The 23,458-nt window shown below is 38.3% G+C and carries 14 protein-coding genes, 2 tRNA genes and 1 rRNA gene; 5 read left to right on the top strand and 12 right to left on the bottom strand.

The window, feature by feature from the left end; translation table 11 throughout:
* From pdhA to porV, 3 genes are all read right to left on the bottom strand, one after another.
* Window positions 1–999, bottom strand: a complete 999-nt coding sequence (pdhA, locus tag Q360_RS0112460) for a pyruvate dehydrogenase (acetyl-transferring) E1 component subunit alpha (RefSeq protein ID WP_027077411.1) — start codon at window positions 997–999, stop codon at window positions 1–3.
* Between the two features lie 167 nt (window positions 1,000–1,166).
* Window positions 1,167–1,655 carry a cytidine deaminase gene (gene cdd / locus Q360_RS0112470; RefSeq protein ID WP_027077412.1) on the bottom strand — a complete coding sequence of 163 codons (489 nt, stop codon included), beginning with the start codon at window positions 1,653–1,655 and terminating at the stop codon, window positions 1,167–1,169.
* 133 nt (window positions 1,656–1,788) lie between these two features.
* Complete coding sequence (gene porV, locus Q360_RS0112475) at window positions 1,789–2,943, bottom strand: type IX secretion system outer membrane channel protein PorV (RefSeq protein WP_027077413.1); 1,155 nt, start codon at window positions 2,941–2,943, stop codon at window positions 1,789–1,791.
* A gap of 407 nt (window positions 2,944–3,350) precedes the next feature.
* Here porV and gldJ point away from each other — a divergent pair, with 407 nt between their 5' ends.
* The gene (gene gldJ / locus Q360_RS0112480; RefSeq protein WP_027077414.1) at window positions 3,351–5,018 is read left to right on the top strand and encodes a gliding motility lipoprotein GldJ; all 1,668 of its coding nucleotides are present in this window, start codon (window positions 3,351–3,353) and stop codon (window positions 5,016–5,018) included.
* Window positions 5,019–5,081: 63 nt separating this feature from the next.
* Window positions 5,082–6,359, top strand: coding sequence for a UDP-N-acetylmuramoyl-tripeptide--D-alanyl-D-alanine ligase (locus Q360_RS0112485; protein WP_027077415.1), 1,278 nt, complete (start codon window positions 5,082–5,084; stop codon window positions 6,357–6,359).
* A gap of 52 nt (window positions 6,360–6,411) precedes the next feature.
* Here the strand turns inward: Q360_RS0112485 and Q360_RS0112490 are convergent.
* From Q360_RS0112490 to nhaD, 8 genes are all read right to left on the bottom strand, one after another.
* Window positions 6,412–6,486 (bottom strand) — tRNA-Val (locus tag Q360_RS0112490).
* Between the two features lie 65 nt (window positions 6,487–6,551).
* The gene (locus tag Q360_RS0112495) at window positions 6,552–9,065 is read right to left on the bottom strand and encodes an Ig-like domain-containing protein (RefSeq protein ID WP_027077416.1); all 2,514 of its coding nucleotides are present in this window, start codon (window positions 9,063–9,065) and stop codon (window positions 6,552–6,554) included.
* Window positions 9,066–9,484: 419 nt separating this feature from the next.
* A tRNA-Val gene (locus Q360_RS0112500) sits at window positions 9,485–9,559 on the bottom strand.
* A 58-nt stretch (window positions 9,560–9,617) separates the two neighbouring features.
* Window positions 9,618–10,829: a bifunctional folylpolyglutamate synthase/dihydrofolate synthase gene (locus Q360_RS0112505; RefSeq protein ID WP_027077417.1), complete on the bottom strand. Its 1,212-nt coding sequence runs from the start codon at window positions 10,827–10,829 to the stop codon at window positions 9,618–9,620.
* A complete protein-coding gene (locus Q360_RS0112510; RefSeq protein WP_027077418.1) occupies window positions 10,826–11,764 on the bottom strand; it encodes an energy transducer TonB in 939 nt (312 codons plus the stop codon). The genes Q360_RS0112505 and Q360_RS0112510 overlap by 4 nt, the downstream gene beginning before the upstream one ends.
* Complete coding sequence (locus Q360_RS0112515; RefSeq protein WP_027077419.1) at window positions 11,764–12,150, bottom strand: ExbD/TolR family protein; 387 nt, start codon at window positions 12,148–12,150, stop codon at window positions 11,764–11,766. The genes Q360_RS0112510 and Q360_RS0112515 overlap by 1 nt, the downstream gene beginning before the upstream one ends.
* 9 nt (window positions 12,151–12,159) lie before the next feature.
* A complete protein-coding gene (locus Q360_RS0112520) occupies window positions 12,160–12,849 on the bottom strand; it encodes a MotA/TolQ/ExbB proton channel family protein (RefSeq protein ID WP_027077420.1) in 690 nt (229 codons plus the stop codon).
* A gap of 52 nt (window positions 12,850–12,901) precedes the next feature.
* Window positions 12,902–14,236 carry a sodium:proton antiporter NhaD gene (nhaD, locus tag Q360_RS0112525; RefSeq protein ID WP_027077421.1) on the bottom strand — a complete coding sequence of 445 codons (1,335 nt, stop codon included), beginning with the start codon at window positions 14,234–14,236 and terminating at the stop codon, window positions 12,902–12,904.
* Between the two features lie 487 nt (window positions 14,237–14,723).
* On the opposite strand from nhaD, the gene Q360_RS0112530 reads away from it, so the two are divergent.
* The 3 genes from Q360_RS0112530 (at window position 14,724) to Q360_RS0112540 (ending at window position 22,167) form a co-directional block, all read left to right on the top strand.
* Entirely contained in the window at window positions 14,724–15,866 is a 1,143-nt protein-coding gene (locus Q360_RS0112530) for an acyl-CoA dehydrogenase (protein ID WP_027077422.1), read from the top strand.
* Window positions 15,867–16,183: 317 nt separating this feature from the next.
* Window positions 16,184–20,692 (top strand): glutamate synthase large subunit, encoded by a 4,509-nt coding sequence (gltB, locus tag Q360_RS0112535; RefSeq protein ID WP_027077423.1) that lies wholly within the window; start codon window positions 16,184–16,186, stop codon window positions 20,690–20,692.
* An 8-nt stretch (window positions 20,693–20,700) separates the two neighbouring features.
* Window positions 20,701–22,167 carry a glutamate synthase subunit beta gene (locus Q360_RS0112540; protein WP_027077424.1) on the top strand — a complete coding sequence of 489 codons (1,467 nt, stop codon included), beginning with the start codon at window positions 20,701–20,703 and terminating at the stop codon, window positions 22,165–22,167.
* A 1,081-nt stretch (window positions 22,168–23,248) separates the two neighbouring features.
* On the opposite strand, the gene rrf is transcribed toward Q360_RS0112540, so the two are convergent.
* A 5S ribosomal RNA gene (gene rrf / locus Q360_RS0112550) occupies window positions 23,249–23,360 on the bottom strand.
* Window positions 23,361–23,458: the final 98 nt, after the last annotated feature.

The raw sequence follows: 23,458 nt of genomic DNA on the forward strand, positions 1-23,458 counted from the left end.
CTATAATTTATGTTGAACGAATGGAAAATTTTCTTGCTCGTAAACCATATCGTATAATTGATTTACTGGTGGGTAATCGGATTCCTCAGCAAATTTCTCGCATTCCGAAACTAACGTTTTAACCCCTTTACCTATCGCTTTGATTTGCTCATCGGTCGCATATTTATTCTCCTTAATCACATCCAAAACTTGAGTGATAGGATCAATTTTTTTATATTCCGCTACTTCGTCTTTCGTTCTGTACTGCTGTGCATCGGACATAGAGTGCCCTCTATACCTGTACGTTTTCATCTCAAGGAATGTTGGTCCGCCTCCGGATCTTGCTCTCTCAATCGCTTTGCTCATTTCCTGCGCAACAGTATCGGGATTCATCCCATCCACGGGTCCACATGGCATTTCATATCCCAAACCTAATTTCCATATTTCGGTGGAATAGGAAGTTCTTGCTACTGATGTTCCCATGGCATATCCGTTATTTTCACATATAAAAACAACCGGTAACTGCCAAAGCATTGCCAAGTTAAAGGTCTCATGCAACGACCCTTGTCTTACCGCGCCATCACCCATATAACATAGTGTAACGGCATTGCTACCGTTGTATTTGTCCCCAAAAGCCATGCCAGCTCCTAACGGAATTTGGCCACCAACAATACCGTGACCCCCGTGAAACCTGTGTTCTTTAGAAAAGATATGCATAGAACCACCCATTCCTTTAGAGGTGCCCGTAACCTTGCCGTAAAGCTCGGCCATAACCCTTTTAGGGTCTACACCCATTCCAATAGGTTGCACGTGATTTCTATAGGCAGTTATCATCCTGTCCTTCGACAAATCCATCGCATGTAATGCTCCGGCCAAAACGGCTTCTTGTCCGTTATAAAGATGGAGAAATCCTCTTACTTTTTGCTGAATGTAAACGGCTGCAAGCTTATCCTCGAACTTCCTCCAGAAAAGCATGTCCTCGTACCATTTCAAATATGTTTCCTTGGTGACTTTTTCCATTGATATTATGTATTTATTACAAATTTAGGGGACAAAAAAAGCGAGCGCAAATTTTTACCACAAAAGAGAACAAAAATACACATATAAATGAACGGATAAAAAAAAACACAGCAAAAGCACCAAGAAATTACCTCTTGACACAAAAAAGCCCCAAGGTGTATTTAAAACTACGCTAAGAATGTACTATTGAAACCCAATGGAAGTATGTCTTCGATGGCTCTGCACTCGATAACACTTCCTTTTTCAGCCATAAGCAATAGCCGTATAGGCTGCTTTTGTTTAAATTCATATTCAAAAATAGCCTGCCTACAATTTCCGCAGGGTGCCGCCGGTACACTTACCTCGTAATTATCGGAAGCCGCCGTAATCGCAATGGTCTTTACTGAGATACCTGGAAACTTAGCGCCCGCATGAAAAATAGCCACACGTTCTGCACAAAGTCCGGAGGGGTAACAAGCATTCTCCTGATTACTACCAATAACAATCTCCGAATTGGCCATTTTTACAGCGGCACCTACCCTAAACTTCGAATACGGCGCATATGCATTTTTTCTTACTGCAACAGCCTCTAGCATAAGCGACTGGTCATCCTGTGCGAGTTCGTCTATGCTATCGTAAATGGTAATATCAAAACTTATGTTTTTTTGTTCGGACATAGTGTCTATTAAATTAAGGTGTTCCCAAAGGTAATTTCTTTCCCTAAAATAATAGTGCATCTTCACGTTGCTTTTAGAACAAAAAAATCCCGCCTTATAGCGGGATTTTAATATTATATAATTGAACTAATTTTTAGTCGTTATAATATTCTTCACCTAAATTAAACGTTAATCCAAAACGCAAGGTATTTTCTAACGGATTTCTTACCTGCGATGTAGAGAATAAATACGATAAATCTATTTGGGCAGACTTAAACTTAAATCCTGCACCCAAAGTAAAAAATTTTCTAGATCCTTTTTCTTCGCTTTCATTAAAGTACCCTGTTCGTACCATAAAAGCATCTTGATAAGTGTACTCTGCTCCTAAAGACCATGTAAATTCTTGTAACTCCTCTGAAAAACCATCTGGAGCATCCCCAAAGGAACCAAAAATACCACTAAACCCACTTTCATTTTGGTAGATTTCATTATCATCGGCATCGATATCTCCGTCATTGTCAAAATCTTGGGGTGTTGGCACCAAGAGCTTACTAAACTCCGTAGTAATACCGATTACGTTATCCTGATCTAGGATAAAATCAAATCCTACTCCGGCTCTTAAATTGCTTGGTAAAAAGTTTTCCTGACCCCCTTCGTCATATTGAATCTTACCTCCAATATTGGAGAAGTTAAAGCCACCTCTCCAACGCCCATCAAAACTGTTGTAGGCTATTTCGTCTGAACGGTAAAAACCGGCTACATCAACAGCAAAAGTGCTCGCTGCTTGCGAATCTTCTGTGCCGTTTTGAGGTAATCTTAAATTAGAACGGATATACCTACCTGCTACGGCCATAGAGAACGTAGGGCTTAGTTTAAGGGCGTATGAACCATCCAATGCTAATTCGTTAGGCTTAGCCAAAGTTCCGGGATCGCCGGCAAACTGTCTCAACTCTATTTCACCTAACGTAAAATAGCGTAAGCTAAGAGCAAAAGCACTATTATCATCTATTTTATTATAAAAACTGGCATTCAACAAAGAGATATCGGTAATAATACTTTCCAAGTAAGGGGTATAACTTACACCAATACCCATCTTACGGTCGGCAAATGCAAATTTAGCTGGATTCCACTGTTGTGAAAATACATCTGTAGACGTAGCAACTCCCATATCTCCCATACCAGCGGAACGCGCGTCTGCTGCAATGGTCAAAAATGGCACTGCAGTGGTTATCACTCTTTGGTCTTCTTGAGCCCACACGGTCAAACCTGCTAGCATCAGACAAACAAATACTATTGAATTATTTTTCATTTAAAATATTAAATTAGTTCTAAAGAAGTAAAATTAACGCCTTCGCTTATCTTACTCTAAAAAAATCGTCATATTACGGTAAAAACGGACTTTTGAACGAAATCTTGTGCAAAATCCTAAATATTTTAGTTTAAAGATAGCCAGAAGCCTTACTTCATAATCCGAACTAAGAGAACAAAACAGGATGATAAGGTATACTACAACTCTATTAAACTCGTTATAATCTTAACCGGATGCTGATTCATCCATTTATTTTATGATTTACACGCATTGTGAAAATAATTTAAAGCGAATGAAATATTCTGATGAAAACACCGTTTTATTCAGCGAAAGTGGCGTAAAATGTGTTGACAAAATAAGAAACGTCGAAATTTTAGATTAAAAGATTGAACTCAAGTCCTAGATTTATGAAAAACAAGTTTATTAAAGGTGTACTCTCATGCGCCGTTATAGCTGGAGGTTTAACAGTCACAAGCTGTTCAAAATCCACCTCTTCCAAGAATGTTTCCAGAGCTACAGGTTGGAATATCAACGCTAAAGAAGGGGGGTTCCAGTATAATACCGATTTTAAGGAGCAAGAAACGGGGCCAGGACTGGTATTTGTAGAAGGAGGAACTTTTACAAAAGGTAAGGTTCAAGATGATGTAATGCATGATTGGAACAACTCACCCACCTCGCAGCATGTACAATCTTTTTACATGGATGAAACAGAGGTTACTAATGTCATGTATTTAGAATATTTAGATTACTTAAAGAGTGTTTATCCACCCGATAATCCAAAATATACCAATATTTACAAAGGTGCTTTACCGGATACTTTAGTTTGGAGAAATAGATTAGGTTTTAACGAGACCATGACCAATAATTATTTAAGACACCCCGCTTATGCAGAATACCCCGTAGTAGGTGTCAACTGGATTCAAGCAACACAATTTGCAGAATGGAGAACAGACAGAGTAAACGAGGTAATGCTGGAGCGTGAAGGGTATCTTTCCGAAGACGCAAAATACCAAGCTGCGAGCGGAGAGGTTGTAGGAACATTTAGTACAGAAGCATATTTAAATAAACCAGAATCTGTATATAATGGACAAATAGATTCCTTACAAGGGAAAATGAAAAAGGATAGTACATCTACTTTTGCAAAAAGAAGCAGCGGTATTATAATGCCAGAATATAGACTTCCTACAGAAACAGAATGGGAATATGCAGCCCAGGCTCAAGTAGGCAATAGAGAATATAATAACTATAGAGGTAGAAAAAAATATCCATGGAACGGTGATTACACAAGAAGCGGTCAACGTGTGGGTAGAGGTGACCAATTAGCCAACTTCAAACAAGGAAAAGGAGATTATGGCGGTATTGCTGGCTGGTCTGATGATGGTGCAGATATTACTGCACAGGTAATGTCCTACAAACCAAATGATTTAGGGCTATATGATATGGCAGGAAACGTTGCCGAATGGGTTGCCGATGTATATAGACCTATTGTAGATGATGAAGTAAGTGATTTCAACTATTACAGAGGTAACGTTTATATGAAAAGTGCTATAGGGGAAGATGGTAAGGTAACTATTCTAAGGGATTCTATCGTTTATGACACCCTACCTAATGGAAAACTTATTGCTGTAAACCTCCCAGGCGAAATAAAAATGGTTCCTATTGATGAGGATGAAACTTATTTAAGAACTAATTTCTCTACTAGTGATAACATCGATTATAGAGATGGTGACGCAGGCTCCTCTAGATTTTTTAATCGATTCAGCGATGAGGATGAAGGTTCTGACAAAATCAAAATGTACAATTCTCCAAAACATAATATAGATCGGGATTCTACCGGTAGTATTACAAGACAATACGACGAATCAAACACAAGAACTTCGCTTATTAATGATGAAGTACGGGTTTACAAAGGAGGCTCTTGGACTGATAGAGCGTATTGGCTAGACCCCGCACAAAGAAGATATATGCCGCAATATATGGCTACGGATTACATTGGCTTTAGATGTGCAATGTCTAGAGTAGGTTCTAAATCCAAAACTAAAAATAAGACAGTAAGAGGTAAGAAAGCAAAATAACTTCTTACATTTTCGATACTAACAAAGCCCTTTTTTAAAGGGCTTTTTTTTATCTTCGATTTTATGAATATAGCCGAATTACACCAACTATTTCTTCTACATCCCAACGTAAGTACAGACACAAGGAAAATAAGTAAAAACGATATTTTCTTCGCGCTGAAAGGTGATAATTTCAATGGCAACGAATATGCACTTAAAGCGATTGAAAAAGGAGCGTCCTATGTAATCATAGATGAGAAGGAATTCGCAATTAGCGAAAGGACTATCCTTGTTGCTGATGTATTAACCACCTTGCAGAAGTTAGCCAGCTTTCATAGACAGTATTGCGATACCAAAGTTATTTCACTAACCGGAAGTAATGGAAAGACCACAACCAAAGAGCTCATAAACGCAGTATTATCTAAAAAATATAAAACAATTGCCACCAAAGGAAATCTCAACAATCATATTGGTGTCCCATTAAGCCTGCTTGATATTAGCCCCTGTACAGAAATTACTATTATAGAAATGGGGGCGAACCATCAAAAAGAAATAGCATTCCTCAGCAGCATTGCAGCACCTGATTACGGCTATATTACAAATTTTGGAAAGGCGCATTTAGAGGGGTTTGGCGGTGTAGAAGGCGTTATAAAAGGAAAAAGTGAACTGTACGATTATCTTACAGCGAATGGTAAAGCGGTGTTCATGAATGCCGACGACCCCATTCAAAAAGAGAAATTAGACCATTATGTTCACAAATACGGTTTTAGCACAACAGATTCCAAATTTTACAACATTACAATGACCGCGGCAGATCCTTTTGTAGAAATTACTGTTGAAGGAACTACGATTAAAACCCAATTGATAGGGAGTTATAATTTCACTAATTGCTGTGCTGCTATTATTATGGGAACGTATTTTAATGTCCCCTTAGCACAAATTAAAAAAGGATTAGAGAATTACCTACCTGACAACAATAGATCACAGGTATTAGAAAAAAATGGTTTTACCGTTATTTTAGACGCTTATAACGCCAACCCGAGCAGTATGACGGCAGCCCTTGAAAATTTCGCCAACCTAAAAGCCAAAACTAAAATAGTGTTTTTAGGCGATATGTTTGAACTGGGCGATACAGCCCACGCAGAACATCAAGCTATTGCTGAACTTACAAAACAACTAGGCTTCGAAAACGCATATCTAATCGGAGAAAACTTCTTTAAGGTACAGAGCGACTATAATAAGTTCAAAACATATGATGAAGTAGCCGACTTTTTAATAGCGAATAGCATTCAAACAGGCGCTACACTTTTTATAAAAGGTTCTAGAGGAATGGCTTTGGAACGTATGTTAGATTCCATTTAAAAAAATCACCCTAATTAGAGTTTCAATCCTTACCAGAGCCTTTGAAATATAGTGGGATATACTGGATTCGAACCGGTGACCTCTGCCCTGTCAAGGCAGCGCTCTAAACCAACTGAGCTAATATCCCATAATATAAAAAGGGTCTCCATGAAAAACCATAGGGTTAGTCTTTTCATGAAGACCCAAAAATAATCATTTCCTAATTAATGGAATTGTTTCTATAATTTTCCCAGCAGAAAATACTTTAACATAGTATACACCTTTAACCCAGGAAGGAATATTAAAATCAATTTCTGCCTGCCCATCAATCGTTAAGAAACTTCCTTCCCCTACTTGAGCACCTGCTGTACTAATGACGCTATAATCATAGGGAGCATTACTTTTTTCGTTAAGCTGTATAGTTAGAATTTCATCTGAAAAAATCGGATTAGGATAGACATAAGTAGCTTCAGTTACATTATAGGCCTGAAGTTTAAAACCAGTAATTCCACCTGCAGATACTACTATAGAAGCGCTCGAAACTGTACCTTCATTATCAGTAACTTCTGCTCTTAAATCATATGTACCTGATTTCAAATTATTAATAACGTAAGGTGTAAAATTAGCTCCATCAGTATCTACTAATCTATTATTAATAAAAATTTGATATTTCACTATACTACCATCAGTATCCGAAGCATTCAAATTAACTATAACATCACTTCCAATAGTTAAAACTTGGCCATCTATAGGTGACAAAAATGCTACTGTAGGAGCTGTATTTAAAGGTGAAGAACTACCATCAGAAACCTTAACCGTAATTATTTTTGATACTATTGCACCTTCATTGTCGGTTACAGTAGCATTTATTGTGAAATCACCAACTTGAGCATTATTAATTAAATATGGCGTAAATAAGACCCCATCCGTATCTACTAGATTGTTATTTACAAAAATTTGATGTTTTACTATGCTACCATCAGCATCAGAAGCATTTAAATTAACGGTTATGGTCTCTCCTACACTAAAGTTTTCCCCATTAGTCAAGTTTACAAAGCTTACGTTTGGTAAGCTATTTTCAGAAGGAGTTGGAGGAGTTGGAGGAGTATCCTCACCTACAATTAAGGTAATGGTTTCAGAGGTTATAGCTCCATCATTATCCGTAACAAAAACTTTTACCGCATAATTTCCAAGCTGATTAAACACTAATGGATAAGGGGTATAATCTAACCCGTCAGTATCCACAAGACTACCATTAACGAATATCTCGTACTTAACTACAGTTCCGTCAGAATCACCAGCATTCAAAGCTATGCTTACGCTATCTCCCAAATCGAAAACCTGATTATTAGAAATATTCGTGAACCCTACCATAGGAGAAGCATTATCCCCGGGTGGTGCTGGTGGTGGTGTTGAACCATCGTCCTCAACAACCAAAGTAACAGTGTTGGAGGTTACCGCTCCATCATTATCGGTGACAGACGCTTTTACCGTATAACTTCCAAGCTGATTAAACACTAATAGATAAGGTGTATAATCTAACCCGTCAGTATCCACAAGACTACCATTAACGAATATCTCGTACTTAACTATAGTTCCGTCAGAATCACCAGCATTCAAAGCTATGCTCGTCCTATCTCCCAAATCAAAAACCTGATTATTAGAAATATTCGTGAACCCTACCATAGGAGAAGCATTATCCCCGGGTGGTACTGGTGGTGGTGTTGAACCATCGCCCTCAATAACCAAAGCAACAGTGTTGGAGGTTACCGCTCCATCATTATCCGTAACAGAAGTTTTTACCGTATAATTTGTTAGCTGATTAAATACTAATTGATAAGGTGAATAATTTAATCCGTCTGTATCTACAAGACTGCCATTAACGAATATCTCATGCTTAACCACAGTTCCGTCAGAGTCACTGGCATTTAGAGCAATGGTTACGCTATCTCCTAAATCAAAAACCTGATTATTAGAAATATTAGTGAACGTTACCACAGGAGAAACGTTATCTGCCGGTGGCGTTGGTGGTGGTGGTGGCGGTGGTGGTGTGCCACCGGAACAATTCGTTTGCCCTCTTGAAAGACTTTGGGCCTGAGTGGAACTGTACATACTTTCTTTGTAAAGTACCATTCTGTCTATAAAATGCCCTTTAGATCTACCCGATACTTGAATCGTGTAGGTGCCAGCGCTATTAAAGGAAGCATAAATAGCATGTGCGTCAAAATCACTTGTGTTTGTAGTATAACTCCAGTCGATCGTATTGGTATAGACTTTAAACCAACCTCCCGATGTAGAACCTTCTGCAACAGGTGATTTACCTGACCCTCCTGGGTAAACCCTACCAGAACCTCGTTGTCCATAAAAATTAGAAGCATTAATTTTTAACCAAGCGTCATTATGCTCGGTACTAGCATTTGAGGAAGCTATTATTCCTATTTTGTTCCGCCAGACAAACCTATATGTCCCAGGAGAAGTTATTCTAACGCTATAGGTTAGAGTTGAACTACCTGGATTATTGAAGGAGTCGCTACCTCGGTATGCCAAAGTTCGCCCGTTAGATGCACCTGAGAACGCCTCATTTTTAAAACCGCTGTTACTCTTGGATTCCATTTCCAAAATAGCAATACCATTTTGTTCTTCAAAGTCTACACCCGAACATTGGGCATTGATATGATTTAAGCAAAAAACTTGCAGTAATAAAAATAAAGTAATTTTTGTTTTCATAATAAATACGTGCTTAGTGGAGTTAATTGATATGTTTAATCTGTGTAAGAATTGGGGGACATCCTTGATATAAAAATATTCTCTAATTTATAAGGCTTTTGCACATAACCCATTTTCAGAATTCATAATAAACTAAAATAAATTATGAATTCGTACTGATGAATTATAACCTTAATACGGTGAAAGTATCTTTTTAGCCTATCAAATACCAAAAAAAAAGAAAAAAATCGACGAACTACACAGGGTGGTTCCCAAAATCTATAAAATGTTGTTTAATTAACGAGAACCATCTCGCTACGAGTGTAAAGAATGATAGTTGGTATACATGTACGTGGATGAAATTTTTGACACTGTAGAATAATCCTTAAAAAAAGAAATTTTAAAACAAAAACTTCCGATTTCTCGGAAGTTTTTTAGTGTGGGCCCTACTGGATTCGAACCAGTGACCCCCTGCTTGTAAGGCAGGTGCTCTGAACCAACTGAGCTAAGAGCCCCAAAAGGAGTGCAAATATAGAATAGTTTTATGTACCCCAAAAGAAAAATCAATAAAATTTAAAGAACTTCGGCTACCGTAAAATTACTGCCACCAATATAAATCAAATCAGCTTTTGAAGCCTGCTCATTTACAGCTTTATACGCATCCATAACGCTAGCATAGCACCTCCCTTTCAAATTATATTTTTTTGCCTGCTCCAGCAGTATTTCAGCATTTAATCCTCTTGGAATATTCGGTTTGCAAAAATAATAGCATGCATTTGTTGGGAACAACGGCAGAATAGCATCCAAATCCTTTTCCTTCACAAATCCCAAAACGAAATGCAAGGTCTTATAATTCTCTTTTAGAAGCTGAGCTAAAACCAAAGAGAGGCCTTCTAAGTTATGTGCCGTATCACAGATAACCTTTGGGTTCTTCCTTAATAGTTGCCACCGTCCTTGAAGTCCCGTATTCATAACAACGTTTTGTAGTCCGTTCTTGATATGAGCTTCATCTACCTTGAAATTTTTTAACTTATCTAAAGTAACTAGCACACCTTTTATATTTCTTTTTTGATAATCGCCTAATAAAGAAGTAGGATAAAAAGACAGCTTCTTTTGACTTGCAAAGGTAATTTCTGACATTTTTTCATTGGCTTTCTCTAGAAATACCAAAGCAATATCAGGTTGATATTCACTTACAACGACTGGAACATGCTGTTTGATGACTCCGGCCTTCTCTACTGCTATTTTCTCTAAAGTATCCCCAAGTATATCCATATGGTCGTACCCAATATTGGTAATGAGCGTAATCTCTGGAATTATAATATTCGTAGAATCCAACCTACCCCCTAACCCAACTTCTATCACAGCAACATCTACATTTTCTTTTGCAAAATAGTCGAACGCCATACCTACGGTCATTTCGAAAAAAGAAAAGCTACGTGCTTCGATAAAACCTTTGTGAGCAGCAATAAAATTAACTACATAGGTTTCACTTACAGGCTTTCCATTTATTCGTATGCGTTCCCTAAAATCTTTTAAGTGCGGCGATGTATACAAGCCTACCCTATAGCCTGCCTCTTGCAGAATCGAGGCCAACATATGGCTACTAGAGCCTTTGCCGTTGGTTCCCGCTACATGAATACTTTTGAATTGCTTCTGTGGGTTATCTAGATGATTAGTTAAGGTTAGAATGCCATCTAACTTAGAATTATACGCTATTTTTCCTTTTTGTTGATACATTGGAAGCTGGGCGAACATCCAGTCCAAAGTTTCTGTATAGGTCATTCTCCCAGTTTGAAATTAACCACAACGAAACCAACCTGCTGATTAGGTGCATTGGAATCCAAATTCCATTTATGCAAAAAAGCCGTCTTTTTTGCAGGCTCCAATAAACAGGGGTTATTGTTAGTGGTGCCCCGAACACCTGGCGTAGCGGTAATCACCTTTCCGTTTTTATCTACCACAATTTTAACAACCACTCTACCAGATTCGTTACATTCTTGTGGAACTTTACCTTTGTTGACCAAAGATCTTCCATTAAGTCCGTACCCACCTATTCCGCGGCCAGAACCGGGACTACCATAATAACTAGTTGCATACGGATTGCCGTCCGGACTTCCTTTATCACCGACGTTATTGCTATCTCCTTCACTACCAGAAACGGTCCCATCAGATTTATTAAGGCCACCCATAAGGGCATCCAACTTGTCCTTTTTTGCTTGTTGCTCTCGTAGTGCAAGTTCTTCGGCATCACGCTTTTCTTTTGCTACACGTGCGACCTCCGTTTTCAACTTTTTAGCCTCATTATCAGCCTTTCGCTTGGCTTCAGCAGCTGTATTTTCTGCTTTTCGTTTTGCTTCTTCGGCTTTTTTTATTCGGATGGATTCCTCATTTTCTTGGGTAAGTACCTTTTCAGATGGCGCAGGCTCATCAGCAGTTTCTTCAGGTATGTCCTCCTCAATTTCTTCAATTTGCTGTGCCACTTCTTGTTTTGATGACTCCACAGGGGGCGTATCTAATGGTTCAGACTTAATTTTTTCCTTAGGCTGAACGCTGCCACTACCAAAATCCGTAGTACCAAAATTCACAGAGATACCATTCTCTATTGGTGGGTCCATGTAAGTTAGACCTATATAAAAAAGCACTAACAACAGTGCACTTAGAAGTAATGTTGTTAATGTAAAAGATTTCTTTTTATGTGTAGTGTCTAGAAACGCCATTAGTTGGGCCTCACTGCCAAAATAACCTTATAATTGTTTCTATTGGCTATAGCCATAACGTTTACTGCCTCTTTGATGGCAACGCTCTCCTCTGCCCTTAGAATAATTGTAGGTTTGTCTTGACCTTCGAGTGCTTTTTTTAGTTCAATTTCAATATACTCCCCATTAATTCTCTCGTCGTTCACATAGTATTGTAAGTTCTTATCGATACTTACAGAAACATTCTGTGTGTTGGTAGACTTTCCTTTCGCTTTTGGTAATAATAAATCTAATGCGTTAGGCGAGTTTGCCGTTAACATAAAGAATATTAACAACAGGAATACAATATCTGTCATAGATGACATACTGAAATCCGGACTCACCTTATTCCTTCCTTTTAGTTTCATAATGAAGAATTAAAGTGGTTCGTTCAAAAGATCTAGGAATTCTACGGCATTCGCTTCCATTTTATGAACAACTTTATCCGTTCTATTCACTAGGTGATTATACCCTATATATGCAATAATACCAACAATCAAACCTGCTACCGTAGTGGTCATTGCAGTGTAAATACCTGAGGCCAAAGAACCCATTTGTGCCTGACCACCACTAATTGCCATTTCATGAAAGGCTAAAATCATTCCGATTACAGTACCTAAGAATCCGATCATTGGCGCAGCACCTGCTACGGTGGCAAGAACACTAACGTTCTTCTCCAATTTGTACACCTCTAAAGTCCCTGCATTTTCAATAGCCGTGTTGATGTCGTCCAGAGGCTTCCCAATTCTAGATATTCCCTTTTCTGTTAACCTAGCAACAGGAGAATCGGTTTGCGCGCAAAGTAATTTTGCCGCCTCTAATTTACCAGTTGTGACATGATCTCGTATCTGATTCATAAAGTTCTTGTCGATTTTAGAAGCTGCATTCACAGCCAATAGACGCTCGAAATATATATATAGCGCAACACCTAGCATTAGAAAAAGTACGGAAATAATAATCACACTTCCTGTACCACCATTAAAAACCAAATCTATAACAGATAAGGTCTTTTCCTCAGAAAGTATTTCTTCGGCTCCCTCTTGGGCCAAATCTTGGAATAATAACATAGTGTTTTTCAATTATTGAATTTGCTGTTATAACGGTGTTTTAAGAATGTTATTATACGTTCAGGACAAAATCTCTCATCAATACGAATACCACGGCACCACTAATGAAACCAATGAATGCCAACCATGCTATTTTTTTAAGATACCAAAAAAAATCTATTTTTTCCATTCCCATAGCCACAACACCTGCCGCTGAACCAATAATAAGCATACTACCACCAGTTCCAGCAGAATACGCTATAAAATGCCAAAGTGGATTATCGATAGGCTCACCGAACATACCAATACTGGCAGCAACCAAAGGAACGTTGTCTATAATGGCGGACCCTACACCAAATAAAAGTACAACAATATCCGTATTCGGAATGGCGGTATTAAGACTCTCGGCATAATGAAACAGCATACCAAGAGATTCTAGTGCTCCAACGGCCAATAAAATTCCTAAAAAGAAAAGGATACTGGGGAGCTCAATTTTAGAAAGCGAGCTATGTACCGGGCTATGGTGACCTCCTTCATCGTGTTCTCCGCCATCGACTGAGGAAATACTGAATTTTTTATTACTAAAAATTTCTGCAAAAGCAGCTACTACCGCTAGCGAAAGCATCATACCAACATAAGGAGGTAAATGGGTGATTGTCTTAAAAAAAGGAACGAATACAATTGCTCCTAAACCAAGGTATAACATGGTAGCTCCATATTTAGATTTTTGGGTCTCTTTAACAAAATCTCCTTCAATAACACCTTGGAACGCCTTTTTTTTACCAGCAATTAACGTCGGTATTACCATACAAACTATTGACGGTATCAACACATGTAAAATCAACTGCCCTGCCGTAACCTTATTGGCAATCCATAGCATTGTGGTAGTAACATCACCGATAGGCGACCATGCTCCACCAGCATTTGCGGAAATAATAATCATCCCTGCAAACCACAACCTTGTATTCCTGTCGATTATCACCTTCTGTAGAATAGTTATCAATACAATAGTTGCTGTTAAGTTATCTATTATCGCAGATAAGATAAATGCCAATATTGAAAATAACCAAAGTAATTTCTTTTTACTTCTGGTGCGGATAAATCCTTTTATTGTCGCAAAACCATCAAAATAATCTATAATCTCAACAATGGTCATCGCTCCAAGCAAAAACACGAGTATTTCCGCAGTTTTCCCTAAATGATGTAATAATATTTCGTCAATATGCGTAGGTTCCAACTCTCGCAACTCGGTATTCACTTCAAAAACCGACATATGATTTAAAGCGATTATGGCCCAAAGAATAGCCATCATAGCTAATGCGGGAATCAGCTTGTCTATCTTTAAATTGTGCTCAAGGGTAATGGCCAAGTATCCGGCCAAAAAAACAATAATAATTATAGTTTCCATCATCAGTTGGATTTTAATTTAGTTTAATATGGAGTAGTAAAATAATTTTTTAGTAAAGCAAACAAACTAAGAACAATAAAGATATTCAATATGTTATACTTTTCAGCCATGTAATATAGATTAAAAATGGTTGAATTGAAAATCAAACTATTAAAATTATATTTTCTAACCCATTGTTAATTCTAGTTTCAAAACAATGTAATTGATACTAAATCCGAGCTTTTCAGCCCTTGTTACCAAAGATAAATTAAGCTAGACTCCATATTCATAGAGCAAAACCGCTTGGATATTATAGATATCATCAAAAAACCAAGCAAAGCTGCTTTTAGCGTACTAAAGCAAACCATCCTTATCAAAAAGCTTTTACACAAAGGCATCTAAAACACACTAATAAAATAATAGAAAACACTATCGAATTACGGATATTTAGAGAATAATACAAGGGATACCCTTATATTTGTATGGTAGTTATTTTAAGATAAAACCTATGAATTTTACGCTAACAGAAGAACAAAGGCTGATACAAGAAGCCGCTCGGGATTTTGCACAAAATGATTTACTTCCTGGAGTAATTGAGCGAGATGAAGCTCAAAAATTCCCTACCGACGAAGTACGAAAAATGGGAGAGTTAGGTTTTCTTGGTATGATGGTGGACCCGAAATATGGCGGAAGCGGTCTGGACACTCTTTCTTATGTACTTGTTATGGAAGAATTATCCAAAATAGATGCATCGTCCTCAGTTATTGTATCTGTAAATAATTCATTGGTATGTTGGGGTTTGGAAACATTTGGAACCGAAGCTCAAAAAGAAAAATACCTTACACGATTAGCAACTGGTGAAATCATTGGAGCCTTTTGCTTATCGGAACCAGAAGCTGGTAGTGACGCTACTTCACAAAAAACGACTGCAATCGACAAAGGAGATTATTATTTATTAAACGGAACCAAGAACTGGATTACCAACGGCAGTTCTGCAGAAGTCTACTTAGTGATAGCGCAGACCGATAAGGATAAAAAACACAAAGGAATCAATGCCCTAATTGTTGACAAAGGCGCAAAAGGGTTTGAATTGGGACCTAAAGAGAATAAATTAGGAATTAGAGGCAGTGATACGCATTCCCTAATGTTTAACGATGTAAAGGTTCCAAAAGAAAACAGAATTGGAGAAGACGGCTTTGGATTCAAATTTGCCATGAAAACACTTGCAGGTGGCCGAATAGGTATTGCTGCACAAGCTTTGGGTATTGCTGCCGGAGCCTACGAATTAGCACTAAAGTACTCCAAAGAACGAAAAGCATTTGGAACCGAAATCAGCAACCACCAAGCTATTGCGTTTAAGCTCGCAGACATGCATACGAATATAGAAGCTGCACGTAACTTGGTATACAAAGCGGCCTGCGATAAAGACAGCAATGAAGACTATGACCTTTCTGGCGCCATGGCTAAGCTATACGCATCACAAGTAGCTATGGACACCACAATAGAGGCAGTTCAAATTCATGGTGGAAATGGTTTCGTAAAAGACTACCACGTAGAACGATTAATGAGGGATGCAAAAATCACACAGATTTATGAAGGCACCTCAGAGATTCAAAAAATCGTGATTTCTAGAAGTATTTTAACAGATTGATTATCCAAACTCACTAAATACCTTGTGTTTTATAGGGTATACTTATCGATTACTTTACATTCAAACAAAAATACCCCTTTTTTAAGAGGGGTATTTTTGTTTGAACACCTGTACATCCCTATCAACCCCATTAAAACTACAAGTTATAGCAACAGACCTAGCTCATTTTATGAATATGACAAATTGAGCACGGCAAAAATACGTAATTCAATATTTTTTAACGATTATTTAAAAACGTTGAATTATTTATAACATAATTAATAAATCATTGCACTTTACTCATATAAAATGATATTTTTGAGAAAATACCATAATATATGACGCTGAAGAAACAAGGGCTCTACCTACCGGAATTAGAACATGATAACTGTGGCGCAGGTTTTATTTGTAGCCTAAAAGGAAAAAAATCCAATGACATTATTCACAAGGCATTGGAAATCCTAGACCGTTTAGAGCATAGAGGAGCAGTTAGCTCGGATGGGAAAACAGGAGACGGAGCAGGTATTTTAATCGACATACCCCATGACTTTTTCCAGAGTGAATGTAGCTTTGAATTGCCCGAACCTGAGCAATACGCAGTTAGCAATGTATTTTTTCCAAGAAAGGAAAATCAACGTAATTTCTGTCAGTCCGTCTTCGAGGAGAACATCAAAAAACAAGGATTAAAACTTTTGGGTTGGCGCGATGTACCTGTTAACCGCTCTATTCCTGGCAGAGTCGCTGCGGAAACCGAGCCATTCGTAAAGCAACTTTTTGTAGCCAAACAAAATCCAGAACAGACTTATTTTGACTTTAACCTCAGACTATTTATTGCCAGAAAAGTTACTGAACATACCATTATAAACTCCAAGCTTTCGGAAAGTAAATTCTTTTACGTTCCTAGTCTGTCTACAAAAATTATTATTTTCAAGGGACTTTTAATGCCTCACGATATCAGTTTATTTTACACTGATTTATTGGACTCGAGAGTGGTTACCCGGTTAGCGTTAGTACACCAACGCTTTTCAACCAACACATTCCCAACATGGGATTTGGCACAACCATTTAGGTATATGTGCCATAACGGAGAAATAAACACCTTACGAGGTAATGTTTCTAGAATGCTATCCCGTGAGGAATTATTAAAAAGTGACCTCTTTGGAGATGAAATTAAAAATATACTCCCCATTATCTTGCCTGGAAAATCAGATTCAGCCACTATGGATATGGTCGTCGAACTTCTATTAATGACCGGGCGCTCACTACCTGAAGTAATGATGGTATTGGTGCCGGAAGCTTGGGAGAAAAATGATGAAATGTCGGAGACTAAAAAAGCCTTTTACGAATATCATTCTTGTATGATGGAACCTTGGGACGGACCGGCATCCATCCCCTTTACGGACGGAAACTGTATCGGTGCCGTATTAGACCGTAACGGTTTGCGCCCTTCTCGCTATTCTGTCACCAAAGATGATTATGTTGTCATGTCTTCTGAAACAGGTGTGGTAGAAATAGCACCGGAGAACGTGCTGTTTCACGGCCGTTTAGAACCTGGAAAAATGTTTTTGGTAGACATGGAAGAAGGTAGGATTATAAACGACGAAGAAATAAAAGAAAGTATTGCAAAAAAATATCCTTATGCAGCATGGCTAGACACCAACTTGGTTCACCTAAAAGATATTCCATATAATGATTGCCCATTATTTTTAGGCGAGGCACCATTAAATCAACGGAAATCTATTTTTGGGTATACCTTAGAAGATATAAATACCATTATTTTACCTATGGGGTCTACTGCTAAAGAACCTATGGGTTCCATGGGAGCGGATACCCCAATAGCGGTACTATCCCAGCGACCACAGCTAATATATAACTACTTTAAACAACTTTTCGCACAAGTGACCAACCCACCTTTGGATGGTATTCGAGAGGAGCTAATAACCGATATAAGTTTAACATTGGGTAGCGACCAAAACATATTTGAGTTTTCAGAATTACATTGTAGAAAACTAAAAATCCAAAACCCAGTAATATCCAAGGAAGATTTAGATAAAATAAAGAACTACGATGCCAGTCCGGATTATAAAGTAGTTTCGATACCAATGCTTTATAATATCAAAAAAGGGCATAATGGCCTTGAGGATGCGCTTACGGCAATTTTATCACAAGCTTCAAAAGAGGTTGACAACGGAGCTAATATTATTATTCTATCCGATAGAAATATTGATAAAGAAAACGCGCCCATACCAGCATTATTAGTATGTTCCTATGTAAACAGTGGTCTACAAAAACTAGGTAAACGCTCTAAATGCAGCTTGATTATAGAATCCGCAGAACCGAGGGAAGTACATCATTTTGCCTTGTTATTCGGTTTTGGTGCAAGTGCGGTAAACCCTTACTTGGTTAATGAAATTATTGCAGAGCAAATAGAAGAATTGGATATCACCGAATTATCCTTTGATGAGGCTATAATAAATTACAATAAGGCCGTTGGAAAAGGGATTTTAAAAGTCATGAATAAAATTGGCATCTCTACCCTTAATTCCTACCGTGGCTCCCAACTTTTTGAATGTATCGGTATTAATACAAAGGTTGTAGAACAGTATTTTCCGAATACAATCACACGTATTCAAGGCATCGGTTTGTATGAGATTGAAAAAGAAATCGCAAAAAGACACCAAAACGCATTTTCAACAAAGAATGTTGCTGCAAGTCTAGATTTAGAAATAGGCGGGGAATACCGCTGGAGAAGAGATGGCGAAAAACATATGTTTAATCCATTGAGCGTCGCCAAACTACAACAAGCGGTGCGAGGTAATGAATCCAATACGTACAAAGAGTACGCTAGAATGGTGAACGAACAATCCAAAAATCTGATGACTATTAGGGGGCTTTTTGAGTTTTCTAATTATGACCCAATTCCTTTGGAAGAGGTAGAATCTTGGACAGAAGTAGTAAAACGTTTTAAAACAGGCGCTATGTCCTATGGATCTATTAGTCAGGAAGCACACGAGAACTTAGCCATCGCCATGAACCGTATAGGTGGCAAGAGCAATTCAGGCGAGGGCGGAGAAGACGAGGAACGTTTTTATAAAAATGCTACAGGCGATTGGAAGAACAGTGCCATCAAACAGGTAGCATCTGGAAGGTTCGGGGTAACATCAAACTACCTGACTAATGCCAAAGAGATACAGATAAAAATGGCACAGGGCGCAAAACCTGGAGAAGGAGGACAACTCCCAGGTCCGAAGGTAAATCCTGAAATCGCAAAAACAAGAAATTCCACGCCCTATGTGGGCCTGATTTCACCACCACCACATCACGATATTTATTCGATTGAAGATTTGTCTCAACTGATATATGATTTGAAATCTGCTAACAGAAAAGCTAGAATCAATGTAAAATTAGTATCGGAAGTAGGTGTTGGAACCGTTGCAGCTGGTGTAGCTAAAGCGAAAGCAGATGTTATTTTGGTCTCCGGTTTTGATGGAGGTACAGGAGCATCTCCACTTACTTCCTTAAAGCATGCCGGTCTACCTTGGGAGCTAGGAATAGCCGAGGCACAACAAACACTGGTCATGAACGACCTAAGAAATAGGATTGTGCTAGAATGTGACGGACAGTTAAAAACAGGGAGAGATGTAGCTATTGCCTGCTTATTAGGAGCAGAGGAGTTCGGTTTTGCATCCGCACCTCTAGTAGCCTCCGGCTGCATTATGATGCGTGTTTGTCATCTAAATACATGCCCAGTAGGTATTGCTACCCAAAACCCAGAGCTACGGAAAAAGTTCAATGGTAAACCGGAACACGTGGTGAATTACATGTACTTTGTTGCTCAAGAACTTAGAGAAATAATGGCCCAACTTGGTTTTAGAACGGTTAATGAGATGGTTGGGCAGGTTCAAAAATTAGATCGCAACAAAGCAATAGGCCACTATAAAGCAGCAGGAATAGATTTGACACCTATATTACACCAAGTAGATGTACCCGCTGGAACCAAGTTTTACAATACCCAAAAACAACAACACGACATAGATAAATCCATCGAATTTGATATCATTGCCAAGGCAAATCCTTCCCTATTTAGAAAGGAAAAATCCAGTTTAGATTTCCCAATATGCAATACAGATAGAGCTGTTGGAGCCATTATTAGTAATGAAATATCAAAAATCTATGGTGCACAGGGACTTCCCATTAACACCTTAAAGCTCAATTTCACAGGATCCGCGGGACAAAGCTTTGGGGCATTCGCCACCAGAGGTTTAACCATGACTGTTAATGGAAATACGAATGATTACTTGGGCAAAGGACTTTCAGGTGCGAAATTGGTCATAAAAGTACCCGAGGCTTGTACGATTATTCCAGAAGACAATGTTATTACCGGAAATGTTACGCTTTACGGCGCTACCGCAGGACGCGCTTATATAAACGGTAAGGCAGGAGAACGCTTTTGTGTACGAAACTCGGGCGCCAAAGCTGTAGTTGAAGGTGTTGGAGATCACGGCTGTGAATATATGACAGGAGGTATTGCCGTAATTCTTGGAGAAGTAGGTAGGAATTTTGGAGCAGGAATGAGCGGAGGTATCGCTTATATTCTGGATGACAAAAAGACCTTTAAAAAAAGATGCAATGCAGAAGCTCTCAACCTTTTGGAAGTAAAAGAAGACCACGATGTTAAGCAATTAAAAGACTTGATTGAAAGTCATTACAACGCTACGCTCAGTCCTTTAGCACAACGGATTTTGGAAAACTGGGAAGCCTATTTACCTAAATTCGTTAAGGTATTACCAGAAGAATATAGACAGGCCTTAATCCGTTTGGAACAAGAAAAATTACAAACTATATAAATCGAAACATGGGAAAGATAACAGGATTTTTGGAATTCGATAGAAAAGTGGAAGCGTATAAACCCGTTGGTGAACGTGTTCAAAATTACAAGGAATTTACCGTACCCTTAGCGGAAAAAGATTTAAAAGATCAAGGTGCTCGATGTATGGATTGTGGGATTCCTTTTTGCCATAGCGGCTGTCCCTTAGGTAATCTAATTCCTGATTTTAATGACGCCGTATACCGTGGGAAATGGGAGAATGCGAGTGAGATTTTACACTCTACCAATAACTTTCCAGAATTTACAGGTAGACTATGCCCTGCACCTTGTGAAGAAGCTTGTGTTTTAGGGATAAATGAAGATCCGGTTTCCATAGAAAATATAGAAAAAAATATTGTAGAAACAGCTTTTGAAAAAGGATGGATAACAGCACAACCACCCCTCACCAGAACAGGAAAAACTATTGCTGTAGTAGGTTCGGGGCCTGCTGGCCTTGCAGCTGCGCAACAATTGAATCGCGCAGGGCATTCAGTAACCGTGTTTGAACGCGATGAAAAGCCCGGAGGTTTATTACGCTATGGGATTCCAGATTTTAAAATGGAAAAACAAATTATTGATAGAAGGCTCGCTGTGCTAGAAGAAGAGGGCATCACTTTTGAATGTGGTGTTCATATCGGTGTTGACAAAACAGCAGAGGACTTAAAAACGGCTTTTGACACGGTAGTACTTACAGGAGGCGCAACGGTCAAGCGAAATTTACCCATAGAAGGTTCAGACCTTAAAGGAGTTGTACAAGCGATGGACTTTTTAGGTCAAAATAATAAGCGTGTAGACGGAATTCAAGAATTAGGCGAAGAACTAAAAGCTACAGATAAAAATGTAGTCGTCATAGGTGGCGGTGATACAGGTTCAGATTGTATTGGCACCTCCTTCCGACATGGTGCAATATCAGTTTCGAATTTCGAAATTATGCCCATGGGTACTGCTGATAGACCAGAAGATCAACCTTGGCCGTTTTGGCCTATGCGTCTAAGAACCAGCTCTTCCCACAAGGAAGGGGCGGAACGTTTCTTTAGTATTTCCACAAAGCGCTTTGTCGGAGATGCTAAGGGTAATTTAAAAGGATTGATTACTGCCGAGGTAGAATGGATAAAGACGCCGGGGCAACGTCCTCAACTAAAAGAAGTGCCAGGTACTGAAAAAGAATGGAAATGTGAATTAGTCCTTTTAGCACTTGGATTTACAGGGTCAGAAACGACCTTAGCAGAACAATTTGGAATACAAATGGACCAAAGAACGAATATAAAAGCATCAGAAGAAGACTATAAAACCAACGTGCCAGGCGTATTTGCTGCAGGTGATCAACGTAGAGGACAATCCTTGATTGTTTGGGCAATTTCAGAAGGACGAGAAGCTGCTTATCACGTAGATACATTCTTAATGGGAAGCTCTGATTTGCCTGTAAAAGGAGATGGAGATTTACCAAGGGTTTAAAAAGAACTCAATACCAACTTATAGAAAAGACCTACAAATGTGTGGGTCTTTTTTTTTCTAGACCCAATTTTAAGGTTGCTATAAGGGGTGTGGAAATCCAACTGTCCATTAATAATAACATACCTTGACATCATTATTGATTTTAAAATTAAAATAATGCTGCGAAAGAATGAAAAGAATCGTGGTCGTTTTAAGCTTATCAATGCTGATTCAGTCTTGTATTCCATTCTGTATCGCTCCCAATATCAAAGATTATACACTTACCAAAGGGAAAACATTAATAAAAAGTCTACCGAAAAGACAAATGTTCATTTTTGAAGACTAAATATACCTACAAATTAATTCTACAAATACATCAACATTAGATTTGAACGATAGGATATAAATGTCTTTGACGATGTTGCATTCACAATAGCAGGAGCACAGTATTTTTACTCCTACTGTGAAGTCGATATTCCGGACAAGACAATAAATTTATTACCGATAATGATAGATATCGCTTTACTGCGTGCTGATTTCGTTTTAACTATAAAACATCAATACCAGACTTGAAAAGGAAAAAGATATAATCCTATTGAAATATACTGCAATAATAGAAACGAAAGTTTGGGTGAACGCTCGCTCTGTCGCGAAACTATAACTCAGTTTCTACGTTTAAATATAAATCAGTCTTTTGCTATGCAAAATTACAATAAACTTCTATTTAAAAGCAACATAGCAGGTTTGTATAGCACTAAAATTGAGCCCCACGTTACAAAAGATACACTCCAATTCAAATCAGTAGCAACTGCACCTACCTTCTTAGGTGAACGCCCATTACATACCTTTTTTAAATATTTTCATTCCATAAAGTATTACTTATTTAAGAAGTAATACTTCAATTTATAATTTGAGAATATAGCCTACCGGATTAAAATCAACAAACCACTTTAAGCACGACATTCTAATATATTCTTGTATTATTTACGCTCCGGAGGATTTTTGGTTGGGTTTGGAGGTCTATAATTGATTATGCATTATGCTATTTTTTAAAAAAATGGCACAAAAAAACCCCTTTACATTTCTGTAAAGGGGTTCTCGAAAAAGGCGGCTACCTACTCTCCCACTTGGTATAGCAGTACCATCGGCGCAAACGGTCTTAACTTCCCTGTTCGGAATGGTAAGGGGTGGGCCCCGTCGCAATGGCCACCTAAAATCTTAGATATTTTAATAATTGCACACCTATGGTATACAAAAATGACATAATAAAGGAACAGGTACCCAAAAAGAAAGTAACGTACAATCGGTATCG

This window comes from Maribacter antarcticus DSM 21422 (assembly GCF_000621125.1).
Lineage (GTDB): Bacteria > Bacteroidota > Bacteroidia > Flavobacteriales > Flavobacteriaceae > Maribacter > Maribacter antarcticus.